At 65.5% G+C, this 13,307-nt stretch carries 9 protein-coding genes; 5 read left to right on the top strand and 4 right to left on the bottom strand.

Going from position 1 to position 13,307, the window contains the following annotated elements; genetic code table 11:
* Positions 1-43: 43 nt before the first annotated feature.
* Positions 44-2,314, top strand: coding sequence for a 5-methyltetrahydropteroyltriglutamate--homocysteine S-methyltransferase (gene metE, locus EPN51_RS07030; RefSeq protein WP_293039149.1), 2,271 nt, complete (start codon positions 44-46; stop codon positions 2,312-2,314).
* A gap of 68 nt (positions 2,315-2,382) precedes the next feature.
* On the opposite strand, the gene EPN51_RS07025 is transcribed toward metE, so the two are convergent.
* Both EPN51_RS07025 and EPN51_RS07020 read right to left on the bottom strand, forming a co-directional pair.
* On the bottom strand, positions 2,383-4,113 hold the full coding sequence (locus EPN51_RS07025) for a DUF3556 domain-containing protein (RefSeq protein WP_293039146.1): 1,731 nt from the start codon (positions 4,111-4,113) through the stop codon (positions 2,383-2,385).
* A 118-nt stretch (positions 4,114-4,231) separates the two neighbouring features.
* Entirely contained in the window at positions 4,232-4,936 is a 705-nt protein-coding gene (locus EPN51_RS07020) for a TrkA family potassium uptake protein (protein ID WP_293039143.1), read from the bottom strand.
* A 115-nt stretch (positions 4,937-5,051) separates the two neighbouring features.
* Here EPN51_RS07020 and EPN51_RS07015 point away from each other — a divergent pair, with 115 nt between their 5' ends.
* Together EPN51_RS07015 and EPN51_RS07010 are read left to right on the top strand one after the other, a co-directional pair.
* Complete coding sequence (locus tag EPN51_RS07015; RefSeq protein WP_293039140.1) at positions 5,052-6,548, top strand: potassium/proton antiporter; 1,497 nt, start codon at positions 5,052-5,054, stop codon at positions 6,546-6,548.
* A gap of 287 nt (positions 6,549-6,835) precedes the next feature.
* Positions 6,836-7,807, top strand: a complete 972-nt coding sequence (locus tag EPN51_RS07010) for an NADPH:quinone oxidoreductase family protein (protein WP_293039137.1) — start codon at positions 6,836-6,838, stop codon at positions 7,805-7,807.
* Positions 7,808-7,812: 5 nt separating this feature from the next.
* Here the strand turns inward: EPN51_RS07010 and EPN51_RS07005 are convergent, their stop codons facing one another.
* Positions 7,813-9,465 carry a PEP-utilizing enzyme gene (locus tag EPN51_RS07005; protein WP_293039134.1) on the bottom strand — a complete coding sequence of 551 codons (1,653 nt, stop codon included), beginning with the start codon at positions 9,463-9,465 and terminating at the stop codon, positions 7,813-7,815.
* A 168-nt stretch (positions 9,466-9,633) separates the two neighbouring features.
* Here EPN51_RS07005 and EPN51_RS07000 point away from each other — a divergent pair, with 168 nt between their 5' ends.
* The gene (locus EPN51_RS07000; RefSeq protein WP_293039131.1) at positions 9,634-10,404 is read left to right on the top strand and encodes a hypothetical protein; all 771 of its coding nucleotides are present in this window, start codon (positions 9,634-9,636) and stop codon (positions 10,402-10,404) included.
* A gap of 67 nt (positions 10,405-10,471) precedes the next feature.
* On the opposite strand, the gene EPN51_RS06995 is transcribed toward EPN51_RS07000, so the two are convergent.
* A complete protein-coding gene (locus tag EPN51_RS06995; protein ID WP_293039128.1) occupies positions 10,472-11,521 on the bottom strand; it encodes a hypothetical protein in 1,050 nt (349 codons plus the stop codon).
* A 143-nt stretch (positions 11,522-11,664) separates the two neighbouring features.
* Here EPN51_RS06995 and EPN51_RS06990 point away from each other — a divergent pair, with 143 nt between their 5' ends.
* Positions 11,665-13,272, top strand: coding sequence for a PEP-utilizing enzyme (locus EPN51_RS06990; RefSeq protein ID WP_293039125.1), 1,608 nt, complete (start codon positions 11,665-11,667; stop codon positions 13,270-13,272).
* The last annotated feature ends 35 nt before the right edge of the window (positions 13,273-13,307 follow it).

Raw genomic sequence — 13,307 nt, 5'->3', positions numbered from 1 at the left:
CGTCCGCCGGCGGTGACCAGACCGTTGATTAAAGGACGAAAACGTGACCTCTCAACCATTCACCGCCACGGTTACCGGCTCGCCGCGCATCGGCCCGAAACGCGAACTCAAGCGCGCCACCGAGGGCTACTGGGCCGGCCGCACCAGCAGATCGGAACTGGAGTCCGTCGCCGCGACACTGCGCCGCGACACCTGGGCGAGCCTGGCGGCCGCCGGGCTGGACTCGGTGCCGGTGAACACCTTCTCCTACTACGACCAGATGCTGGACACCGCGGTGATGCTCGGCGCGCTGCCGGCCCGTGCCGCGCAGGTGCTCGACGACCTGGACCGCTACTTCGCCGCCGCGCGCGGCAACTCCGACGTCGCGCCGCTGGAAATGACCAAGTGGTTTGACACCAACTACCACTACATCGTTCCCGAGATCGCACCCACCACGAAGTTCGCGCTGAACCCGGACAAGGTGCTCTCGGAGCTGAAAGAGGCGCTGGGACAGGGTATTCCCGCGCGGCCGGTCGTCATCGGGCCGGTGACCTTCCTGCTGCTCAGCAAGGGCGTCGACGGCGCGGGCGCACCCGTCGAGCGACTCGAAGAACTGGTCCCCATCTACTCCGAGCTGTTGTCGCTGCTCGCCGACAACGGCGCGCAGTGGGTGCAGCTCGACGAGCCGGCGCTGGTGACCGACATCTCCCCCGACGCGCCCGCGCTGGCCGAGGCCGTCTACAACAAGCTGGGCGCGGTGAGCAACCGGCCGTCCATCTACGTCGCCACCTATTTCGGTGATCCCGGTGCGGCGCTGGCCGGATTGGCCCGCACGCCCGTCGAGGCGATCGGCGTCGACCTGGTCTACGGAGCCGGCACCGCCGTTGCCGCGGTGCCCGAACTGGCCGGCAAGATTCTGGTGGCCGGTGTCGTGGACGGACGCAACATCTGGCGCACCGACCTACAGGCGGCGCTGGGCAAGCTGGCCACCCTGCTGGGTTCGGCTGCCGGCGTTGCCGTCTCGACGTCATGCTCGACGCTGCACGTGCCGTACTCATTGGAGCCGGAGTCCGAACTGGACGAGGCGCTGCGCAGTTGGCTGGCCTTCGGACAGGAGAAGGTCGCCGAGGTGGTGGTGCTCGCCCGCGCCCTGCGCGAGGGGCGCGACGCCGTCGCCGACGACATCGCGGCCTCCAATGCCGCGGTGGCCTCCCGCAAGAGCGACCCGCGCCTGCACGACAACCGCATCCGGGCCCGCATCGACTCGATCGTGGCGTCCGGTGCGCACCGGGGTGACGCGGCTGCGCGCCGGGCCAGCCAGGACGCGCGGCTGCAGCTGCCGCCGCTGCCGACCACCACGATCGGGTCGTTTCCGCAGACCGTCGCGATCCGCAAGGCCCGCGCCGCGCTGGTCGCCGGCGAGATCGACGAGGCCGAGTACCAGAAGCGGATGAAGCAGGAGATCGCCGACGTCATCAAGCTGCAGGAGCGCCTCGGGATCGACGTGCTGGTGCACGGCGAGCCGGAGCGCAACGACATGGTGCAGTACTTCGCCGAGCAGCTGGACGGCTTCTTCGCCACCAAGAACGGCTGGGTGCAGTCCTACGGCAGCCGCTGCGTGCGTCCGCCGATCCTCTACGGTGACGTGATCCGCCAGCACCCGATGACGGTGGAGTGGGCCAAGTACGCGCAGTCGCTGACCGACAAGCCGGTCAAGGGCATGCTGACGGGTCCGGTCACGATTCTGGCGTGGTCGTTCGTGCGTGACGACCAGCCGCTGGCCGACACCGCCAACCAGGTGGCGCTCGCCATTCGTGATGAGACCGTGGACCTGCAGGCCGCCGGCATCGCGGTCATCCAGGTCGACGAGCCGGCGCTGCGTGAGCTGTTGCCGCTGCGTCGCGCGGACCAGGACGACTATTTGCGTTGGGCCGTAGGGTCTTTCCGGTTGGCCACCTCCGGTGTCGCGGACTCCACGCAGATCCACACCCACCTGTGCTACTCGGAATTCGGTGACGTGATCGGTGCGATCGCCGATCTGGACGCCGACGTGACGTCGATCGAGGCGGCGCGCTCGCACATGGAGGTGCTCGACGACCTGAACTCGATCGGCTTCTCCAACAGCGTCGGCCCGGGCGTCTACGACATCCACTCGCCTCGGGTGCCGAGCACCGAGGAGATGGCCGAGTCGCTGCGCGCGGCGCTGCGGGCCGTTCCCGCGGAACGCCTTTGGGTGAACCCCGACTGTGGGTTGAAGACCCGCAATTCCGACGAGGTGAGCGCGTCGCTGAAGAACATGGTCGCCGCCGCGCAGGAGGTTCGCGCCGGGGCCTAAGGTTTCGCGAGCGTAACCCCACTGCGATTTCCGCGCGATTATTTCGCAGTGCGGTTACGCTCGCGGACCTATTGCGACTCCGTCACCACCTCGACCGGAACGTCGTCGGCCCAGGGCTGGCGGGTGACCATGTCGGCGACGCGGACGATGCCGCGCTCGAATTCACCGGTCGCCGCGTCGACCAACCGATACTCCTGTGTCTGCTTGTGAATCGGCTGCGCGTCAAGCAGCACGACGCGGACCTCGCCCGGCTCGAAGTGGCAGCGCTCCTGCAACGCGGCGATCAGTTGCTCGTTGTGCATGTGGCCGTCGCCGAAGTTCCAGCCGATCGCGGTGCTGCAGACCCGCTCGCCGTCGGTGAGGACATAGTCGTCCTCGTTCTGTCCCGCCATGGCGCGGTGCGCCAGCGTAAACAGCGCCCGGCCGTGAGTGTTGAAGCCGCGGAACGCATATCCCATGTAGAGCGGAATCTGCGCCGCCTCCGGGCTGCCGTAGAACCGTTCCAGCTGGGCCTGCGGCATGCTGGCGATCGCCACGACGCCCCTGCCGATCTTGTCGTCGGCCGACGGTTTGATGCACCACAGCGTGGTGTCCCAGTTGCCGGCGTAGTAACGCATCCCGGGTAAAAACGAGATCTTGCGGGGAAACATGTTGCCCAGCAAGACGATTCCCGCGATGACGACAAACAGGATCGCCACCACCACCGGGTGCTTCAGGTCCGCAAGGCCGATGTGGGTGTGCGCGACGAACAACGACAACAGCCCGAAGATCATGAAGACGTTCCACTCCAGCGGCACGCCCATCGGGATCGAGACAAGGATCCCCAGGTGGAAACACACCATGACGACGGCGGCCACCGTGACGGGCCAGCCGCCGTGACAAAAGAACAGCGGTAACGGCACGAGCATCTCGATGGCGGTGCTCAGGTGCGCCAGCCACCGCGACAGCCGCCCGGGCCGCAGATCATCGGGGAACTTCTCGAAGAAGCGCCGTTTCAGCCAGCGGGGCCGCACCAGCGGGTTGTTGGACATCATCGTGGAGATGACGAACGGGAAGTGTTTGTTGAGCTTGGATGTCGCCGCGCCCATCCAGATCACCAGGAACACCACCTTGGACCCGACGATCATGTCGGGCGCGGCGAACAGGAACGTCACCGCCATGATCGCGTAGACCTCACCACGCGCGGCCAGGAAGATCACCTTGTCGCGCAGCCCGACCACCGCCAGAAGCAGCAGGATCAGCACGACCTTCCATGCGGGCAACAGCCCGACCGTCGTTCCCAATTCGGGGATCGGCCCGGTGCCGTCCGCGAACAGCGCCGCCAGCGTCACCAGAAGAAACAGCGCGTACAGGGCGACGTCGATCGGGGTACGTTTGGTGCCCTTGGTCAGCGGTACGCGGTCCGGCCACGGTGGCAGCCGGATGGTGCCGAAGCGCATCCAGTACAGAACAGAGCCCATCGGCGGGAAGAACCGGTTGTTCAGCGGCCCGAAGCCACAGCCCAAACCGATCACCTCGAAAAGCATCGTGTAGAGCACGACCTTCTCGAACACGATCGGCTCCGACCACCACGACGCGACCTGCGTGAACCCGCCGAGACCGCGGGTGGTCGAGGCGAACAGCCACGCGCCAAGGATGTAGAGCAGGATTTTGACGACGTAGAACAGGTGCAGTGCGAGCGGCGTGCCGAAGCCGACCTCGGCCCAGTGCTTGGCCATCGGGCGGATCTTGTCGCTGCGGCTGCCCTTGTTCCATTCGGCCATGTCGAGCTGCGGTAGCTCGGGCTTCAGAAATCCCATGGTTTCACAGACTAGAACGTGTTCCAGGCGGGTGGCATGCGTTGGGGCAGAACTCTGCCGGCGGATGTCTCACCGGATACCGCCGATTGCCTGGTACGTGCGGAGAAGAGGTCCGCTCTCACGTCGGCAGCCGGGATTTCACTGACTGTGCTGACCGGTTCGGGGCGCCGTGCATGATGATGGCGCGGACCTGATTCTCGGCGGTGCTGCTTGCGACGAACAACATTTCGTCGCCGGCCTCGAGCACGTCGTCGGGCTGCGGCAAGATGACGCTGGCGCCGCGCAGCACGGTGATCAATGCGGTGTTCTCCGGCAGGGCCAGGTCACAAACCCGCTGGCCGACAAGCGGGTTGTCCGCCGGCAGTGTCAGTTTCGACAGGTTGACCTGACCACGCGCAAGGCCCATCAACTGCACGAGGTGGCCGACATCGATGGCCCCCTCGACTCCGGCCACCATGGCGCGAGGCGTGGAGACCGCCACATCGACGCCCCATGCCTCGCTGAACAGCCACTCGTTTCTCAAGTCGTTGACGCGGGCCACCACTCGGGCGACCCCGAACTCGGTCTTGGCCAGCAACGCCGCCGCGAGGTTCACTTTGTCATCGCCGGTGGCCGTGATGACGACATCGCACAGCTGCAGTCCGGACTCTTGGAGCGAAACCAGCTCACACGCGTCGGCGAGCAACCACTCCGCCTCGGGCGCAGTGTGCGGTGCGTAGTGGTCGACGTTGCGCTCGATCAGCAAGACCCGGTGACCGGCCTCGAGGAGCTCGCGCGCGACCGACCGACCGACCGCCCCCGCGCCGGCAATCCCGATGCGCACGTCCACTCTCCTGACCGCCGTTCAGCGTGTACCCAGCTTGTCATTAGTGTTACTAGTGATTCTCTCGCACACAACCCGACTTTGCTGACCGAGCCGCGACCGAACGGCGATGAATATGACCTTGCAGCAGCTGTACGTGACGCTGCTGGTCGGGGGGCTCGTGCTGCTGGCCAGCATCGTCGCGACCCGGGTGGCCGCCAAAGTCGGGTTGCCCAGCCTGCTGCTGTTCCTGGGGGTCGGCGTCGCCCTCGGCAACGACGGGCTGGGGCTGGAATTCAACAACGTTCTACTGTCCAGCGACCTCGGCACGACGGCACTGGCCGTCATCCTGGTCGAGGGCGGCCTGACGACCCGGTTTGCCGATATCCGCAAACTGTTGGCGCCTGCGGGTGTTCTGGCCACCGTCGGGGTGGGCGTCAGCATGATGGTCACCGCCGCGGGCGCGCACCTGCTGCTCGGCATGAACTGGCAGCTCTCACTGCTACTCGGCGCCATCGTTTCGCCCACCGACGCTGCCGCGGTGTTCTCGGTGCTGCGCGTCCTGCCGTTGCCCAGGCGCGTCGCCGGGCTCCTCGAGGCCGAGTCCGGATTCAATGACGCGCCCGCCGCGATTCTCGTGCTCATGTTCAGCACGACGCCGCTGACCCTTGCGCCGGGAACCGCCGCGACCGGCGTGGTGTACGAGCTGGTCGTCGGGGTTGCGGTCGGATTGTTCAGCGGGCTCCTCGGCGCGTTCGCACTGCGCAGGGCGGCGCTACCGGCCTCCGGGCTCTATCCGTTGGCGACGTTTGCGCTGGGCATGGTGGCGTTCGCGGCGGCGGCCAGCGCTCACGCCAGCGGGTTCATCGCCGCGTATCTGTCCGCCGTGATGCTGGCGAACTCGGGTTTGCCCCATCGCTCGGCCACCCGGTCTTTCGCCGAAGGGCTCGGCTGGCTCGCCCAGATCGGGCTGTTCGTCCTCCTCGGTCTGTTGGTGAGCCCGAGCCAGTTGCGCGGCGAGCTGATACCGGCCATCGTCGTCGGCGCGGTGCTGCTGTTGCTCGGTCGGCCGCTCTCGGTGCTGATCTCCCTCGCCCCGTTCCGGGTGCCGTGGCGCGAGCAGGTGTTTCTCTCGTGGGCCGGCTTGCGTGGCGCGGTCCCGATCGTGCTGGCGACATTTCCCATCGTCGAAGGTGTCGCGGACAGCTATCGGCTGCTCAACATCGTGTTCATTCTGGTCGTGGTCTTCACCCTGATCCAGGGTCCCGGGTTGGGCCTGCTCGCCCACAAGCTCGGGCTGATCTCCGGTGAGGCCACCCGTGAGATCCAGGTGGAGGCGGCTCCCCTGGACGTGCTGGAGGCCGAACTGTTGACGATGACGGTGTCGCCACCGTCCCGGCTGCACAACGTCTCGGTGCTCGAATTGCGGCTACCGGACCCCAGTGTCATCACCCTGATCATCCGGAAGGGCCGCACGTTCGTCCCCGCGCCCCACACCCGTATCCAGGCCGGCGATGAACTGCTCATCGTCACCACACCCAAGACGCGTGCCCCCACCGAACGCAGACTCCGTGCGGTGAGTCGCCGCGGCAAACTGGCGTACTGGTTCGACGAGTACGGCGAACCGGACTGATCTACTGCTGATGCCGGCGGCGGGCGCCATTGTGGTCACGAGGCCGCCGAGCGGCTGAAAACCCTTGGCGCCGCGGAGGTTATCGGCCGGCTGCCCGCCGATCCCGACGCCGGGCCGCGGCCGCTCGGCAAGGCGCGCCGGGTGGGCGGGTGGATTGCGCCGGGGTGATCGATCAGGTGCGCGCCGGCAAATTCTCCCCGGGGCGGTGGTGCGGGTCGCGGGCGGTTTTTGAGGCGGCAGTAGGCTGGTCGAGCGCTTATCTCGAGTGCAATGACGACGGAGGTGGCATGCGCGCGGTACGGGTGACGCGGCTCGATGGTCCAGACGCGATCGAGTTGGCCGACATCGACGAGCCGGCGGGTGACGGGGTCGTCGTCGACGTGCACGCCGCCGGGGTGGCGTTCCCGGATGCCCTGCTCACCCGGGGCCTCTACCAATACCGACCGGAGTTGCCGTTCGTGCTCGGCGCCGAGATCGCCGGCGTGGTCAGATCGGCCCCCGAGGGCGCGCACGTCCGTCCCGGCGACCGGGTGGTCGGGCTCACGATGTTGTCCGGCGGCATGGCCGAGGTCGCGGTGCTGGCCCCGGACCGGGTGTTCAAGCTGCCCGACAACGTGAGCTTCGAGGCGGGCGCCGGCCTGCTGTTCAATGACCTGACGGTGTACTTCTCGCTGACCGTGCGGGGCCGACTGCAGCGCGGCGAGTCGGTGCTGGTCCACGGCGCGGCCGGCGGCATCGGGACCTCGGCGCTGCGGCTGGCGCCTGCGCTGGGGGCCTCGCGCACCATCGCCGTGGTCAGCACGCCGGACAAGGCCGATATCGCCACGGCCGCCGGCGCGACGGACGTGGTGCTGGCCGACGGCTTCAAGGACGCGGTGCACGAGTTGACCCACGGCCGCGGCGTCGACATCGTCCTCGACCCGGTCGGCGGCGACCGGTTCACCGATTCCCTGCGCTCGCTTACTCCCGGCGGACGACTGCTGGTCGTCGGGTTCACCGGTGGTGAAATCCCCACCGTCAAGGTAAACCGATTGCTGCTCAACAACATTGACGTCGTCGGTGTGGGCTGGGGCGCGTGGGCGGGGACGCATCCGGGCGCGCTGGCCGAGCAGTGGGCCGGGCTCGAGCGACTGCTCACCTCGGGGGAGTTGGCCCCGCCCGCGCCGGCGACCTACCCGCTGGACGAAGCCGCGGCCGCGGTCGCCTCCCTGGAGAACCGCACCGCCAAGGGCAAGGTCGTGCTCCGCGTCCGCGATTGACGGATTCAGCCGGAGGTGTTGACCCTCAGACTCCTCGGCGGCACCGCTTCGAGAACGCTGACCGTTCCGCTGGACGCGTCGAGGCGCAACCGCATGCCTGTCGACAGGCGCGAGACGGCATCTTTGGTGTTCACGATGCACGGGATACCCATCTCGCGGGCGACGATCGCAGCATGGCTCAACGGCCCACCGATATCGACGACCATGCCCGCGACCAGCGGGAACAGCGCACACCATGCCGGATCGGTGACCTCGCAGACCAAGATCTCATCCTCTTCGAGATCCTCGGCGACGTCCAGTGTGGCGGCTACTCGGGCGAACCCTTCCACCACACCGTTGGTGATGGACACCCCGGTGATGACATCACCGGGCTGCGCATGCGCACCGGCGGTGGCGATCTGCGCCTCGGGGTTACCCTCCCAGCGGTCCGGGATGATCAGGGATTGGTACTCCCTACGCTTGGCTCTGCGCCATGCCGCCACGTCGGCGATGTCGGCGTCACCCGCCAGACCGCGCAACACCTCGTCCGCGGTGAACGAAAAGATGTCATCGGCGGCGGCGAATTCGCCTGAGCGCGCCAGTTCCTCGCCGTGGCGGCGCGCCGCGAACCGTGCGACATCCAGCGCCATCAGATAGGCGGCTTTGCCGACTTCGCGAAGGGGCAGGTATCGCTGGGCGAGCCGCAGTAACATTCTGGCTTTGATGCGTTGAGCCGCAGGTAATTTGGCCAGCAGCTTCCGTTCGGCCGTCACCCGGCGCGCGCGCCTGGCATCCTGGGCCGCGGCCCCATCCTCGACACCGCGGTCCGCGTACTTCCTGGCGATGACGCTCGCCTGATTCGGATCCTCGCGCCACGAGGTCGCGGAGATCTCTCCTTCCTCCGGGCCGTGGAACCCGTAGCGCGACACGAATTCGTCCACCGAGAGCAGGCCCCGCGACACCTGCCACAACGCGGTCACCATATCGGCTTCCTCGAAATTGCCGTAACCACCGGCTAACTCATTAATCAGCCCCGGTTCACCCGCGACTTCGGCAAGCCGGCTCAACTGGTCGAAGAGCGCCTGAGTGACGGCGACACCGATGACGTGGACACACATCGCGCTGTCGAAGCGTTCGACCGCGTCGGCGAGCAGTGCCACGCTGTCGCGCGGGCGGACACCACTGGTCTCGTCGGACCACCAGCGATGTTGATCGGTGTAGAGGTTGCGTAACTGGGACGGCAGACGGGCTGCTTCGAAGGGAAATTTCACAGCGACGAAGGGCAACCGGCGCAAGGAGTTATGGCTGGCGACGCCGCTGCGCACCGAACCGAGCAGCTGTGCCTCCATCGCGTCACCAGAGGTGCCCGGGGTCAGGTCGGCGACCCCGCGCAGTCGGGTCACGTTCATCGCCGCACGACCGTAGAACACCGCCGCGAACCGGTCGTCGATGCGCTCCGCGCGCACCATCTCCCGGCGCGCAAACACACCCATCCGAAAATAGGTGCGCGGCACCGACACCTCGTTGCCGATGGCGAATATCGACCAGGACAGGGGCGTCGGCACCCCCGGCATCGCCTCGCCGACGTTGACCGTGGTCCAGTAGGTCCGCGCAGCGCTGTGCTCATGCAGAGGGTCCGGCCATCTCAGCTCGTCAATCGAAGGCAACGCTTCATTCATTGAGTGGCTCCCTCGTGCGTGTCGTGAGCGATCGTTAACAGGGTATTTTGGCTGACGCACCACGCCCTTTGCAAATATGAGACACGACTGCTGAAAATTCCGTAACCTTTACCCGACCGCGCCGATGAGGAGCGCGAGAACCTGACCTCTAGGCAAGGAAAAGGGCTCATGGGCATTCGTACGCAGAAAATCAGCGCCTACCTCGGTTTCGCCTGGGTCGCCTTGTTTTTTCTCGGTTTTTGGGGCATCGCTCGTTTCGTTCCGCCGCCGTCACCGCAGTTGGGTCCGCAGGAGATCAAGGAGTTCTTCGCGAGCAACACCTCCGGTATCCGTATCGGAATGCTCATCAACATGTTGGCGGGAGCGTTGATGCTCCCGTGGTGTGCGGCGTGGGCAGTTCAGATGAAACGGATCGAGGGCCGCACCTCGCCGCTGACCTACACCATGCTGATGTGCGGAGCGTGCCTGGTACTCGAACTGATCTTCCCGTGCGCCTTCTGGCAGGTCGCTGCATTCCGCCCCGAAGGGGACGCGGAGATCATTCAGCGCCTCAATGACCTGGCCTGGCTGCCGTTCCTGGGCATCCTGTCGACTGCGGTTGTCCAGGGCTTCGTGATGGGCGCAGCGATCCTGAAGGATGCTCGGCCGGTACCGGCGTTCCCCCGCTGGGCCGGCTATTTCAACTTCTGGATCGTGATGATGTTCTTCCCCGCCTCGTTGATCTACTTCTTCAAGACCGGCCCATTTGCCTGGAACGGCCTGCTCGCCTGGTGGCTGATCGTGTTCGTGTTCGCCGCATGGATCCTGGTCGACACCGTGCTGCTCCTCGGAGCCGTCCGGCATCAGGAGACTCACCCGGACACGCCAGGTAAAACGCTGGACGACCTCGCCGCGGAGGTCGAGCTGCTGCTCAGAGAACGATCGTTCAACGGTGACTAAGTCCGTTGGGGCCCAGACGGATGGCGGGGTTGGAACTTGGCTATGACGGCCACCCGTCACACCGGCCTCACGTCTGGGAGACGCTTCCCAGCTGCGGCGGGCGTCTCATGAAGTGGCGGATGTAGTCCGCACCTTGCACTTCTTGGAAATCGCCGTAGGACACCCGACCGTCGAGTTCCCAGCGCGCCAGGCAGTACGCCGCGTCGAAGTTCTGCCAGGTTCGCCAATTTCCACCTGCGAGAGTCTGTGCGCTGAGGTTGTACTCGCGTCCGTGTGCGTCCACGAATGCCAGCTCGGCGGACATCGGGAGTAAGGAATCAAAATCGCGACGGGTCAGCTTTCGTGTGACCGACGTGATCGCGACAAGTTCGCCGTCCCGCCAGACCCAGCCGTTGATAAGGCTGTCCTCCACCGGGCGCGGCAAGGTGTCTTCCCATTCGGGGTTGGTGTCGGGTGTGTCCAGCGCCGTGCAGGCGAAGATCAGGTCATCGCCGAAGACGCAGTTCATCCACGTGAACGGGGCAAACGGCTGAATATGCTCGGGGCGCACGGCGCCCCAGGACCGGTCGCGGACATTGAAGCAGTCGACCGAGTGCGCCTCCCCCGCCAAGGTCACCGTCCCCACTGCACGCATCCCCTGTTCAAAGTGCAACCCGCCCTTGGTAAGTGCGGGCGGCATCAACGCCTCGAACTCGAGATCGATGTGATTGCCGCGACGGTCATCGGCGTAGCGAACTCTGTGCCGTTTGAGTGGTTCGATGACGTTTGTGCGGTATCCGTTAGAGAGACGGACGTCATGCAAGTCCTGTGCCAGGCAACGATCGTTCTCGTAGGTGACGAAATCGAAGACCTGAGACTGCAAGTTGTGGCGCACAAACCCCTGCGTCACCCAGGCGCCGCCTAGGACCACACCGAGCTTGGGGTGGTGCCATAGGTATAGGAGGCCGTAGATCCGCTTGTCTGGGATGTTGAATCCGAAGTATTGAGTCTCCGAGACCGAGTCGCCTTCGACCCGCGCGTTGGCGTCGGGGTGCAGAAAGTCGTCCGCCGCAGTGGGCTCGAAGAAAATCGAGTCTTTGCTCTCCCACCAAGGCGTCTGCCGATTCTCCACTGTCATGGCGCATCCTTCCGCCGATGGCGCAGCTCCACCGCTCTGTCGAAGAGGAATCAACACGCGCGTCCTCGGCTCCAACTAGCGTTGAGTCGCGCGGGGTCACGAATAAATATACACGTTGTCTCGGAATGTTGTATGACATAGCAGTGGACTCTTACAACGACCCGGCGGGTGACCTGACATGGACGAGTTCAAACTTTGCCGAAGTCATTCCGGGTGTGCAGACCCCTCTTAGCGCCTCGATGTGGACTCAAACGATCGAGCGTTCCACGCGCGAGACGATGTTTCGGATCGGCGTGATCACCGCTGCCGAACGTGATGGCGATCTGCCGTCCCCGCTTCGATCACCATTGATGCGAAGGTTCTACGGCCGAGTTGCCGTGCAGGTGGGCATTTTTGCCGTCATCGGCGACCGCCTTCCCGGCGCAACCGGCGAGGGAGCGGTAGCGGCGATGCTGGGCCGCACGCCCGAAGGGATGGTGTACCACCCCACCCGGTCACGCTATCCGATGGTAGCGCTGCGGGTGCCTTATCTCGTGGCCACGATGAGCGGCCGCATTCGGCGGGTCAACAAGAGGACCACAGACTGGTACCTGCGGGAGTGTGCGCGGATACCCGAGCTTCCTTTAGCCGCTGCGCTGGCGTCATTCCGGTTGGCGTGGCGGCGTTTTGACCGGGCGGTAGCCCTCCAGGCGATGACCACGCTGGCCGTTGTCCAACCCCTGTATGAAGCGGTAGAAACGTTGACACAACGCACGGGAGTCGGCGACACCGGGGTTTTCAGCGGTTCAGGTTCCCCGGAGGTCGCCGGTCTCATCAACGGTATCTGGAATGCCTCGCGAGGCAAATGTGACATCAACGAAGTGCAACGGCGTTACGGCTATCACGGACCGGCCGAAGGTGAACTCAAAAGTGAGACATGGCGTGAGGACCCCGGCCCGCTCATCGCGCTCCTCGAGCGGTATGCCCGACTCGATGATGACGCCGACCCCGGGTTGGCCGACAGGGCACACCGCCGGCGCAGAGCCGCGTTGACCCGCGAGCTTCTCGGCACGTTGACGCCAGCGAAACGACCTGCCGCGTTGGCGATCCTGTGGTTGGCCGCCCGACGGATTCCACTGCGAGGCGCAGCCAAAGAAAGCTTCCTGATGGCATTCGACGTCGCCCGAGCCGCCGCTCGCCGCGCCGGTGTTTGTCTCGCCGAGCGGGGCGACATCGCATGCCCCGATGATATTTTCTTCCTCACAACCGACGAATTTCTCGGTCGCATCCCATCGAATGTTCGGGAACTGATAGATGAGCGACGCACTCAAAGGGACTTGTACCAAGGGTATTCTGCCCTCCCTTCGCATTGGACAGGTTCTCCACCTGAGGTCGATCACGCCGACCTGTCGGTGGACAGCTCGATCGTTTCGGGAATCGGCGTTAGCCCGGGTGTGAAAGTCGGTACGGCCCGTGTCCTTACCGACCCCGATTTTGAGGAAGTCGAACCGGGCGAAATCCTCGTCGCGACGTTTACCGATCCAGGCTGGGCATCGGTGATGTTCATATCGGCCGCGCTCGTCGTCGACATCGGTGGGGCCCTCAGTCACGCGGCCGTTGTTGCGCGTGAACTTCGCCTGCCGTGCGTTGTCAATACGCAGAATGGCACCAAACTCATCCGAACCGGCGACGAAGTTCGCGTCAACGGTCAAACGGGCACCGTAGAGATCCTCTGTCGGGCAGCTGATCGGAAACTCTGCGCTCTCGACTAACGGTGATAATTGTGGTCGCGGTGCCGTTGTGCGCG

The organism is Mycobacterium sp. (assembly GCF_004298145.1).
GTDB lineage: Bacteria > Actinomycetota > Actinomycetes > Mycobacteriales > Mycobacteriaceae > Mycobacterium.
This window is presented reverse-complemented; position numbering and strand designations above follow the sequence as displayed.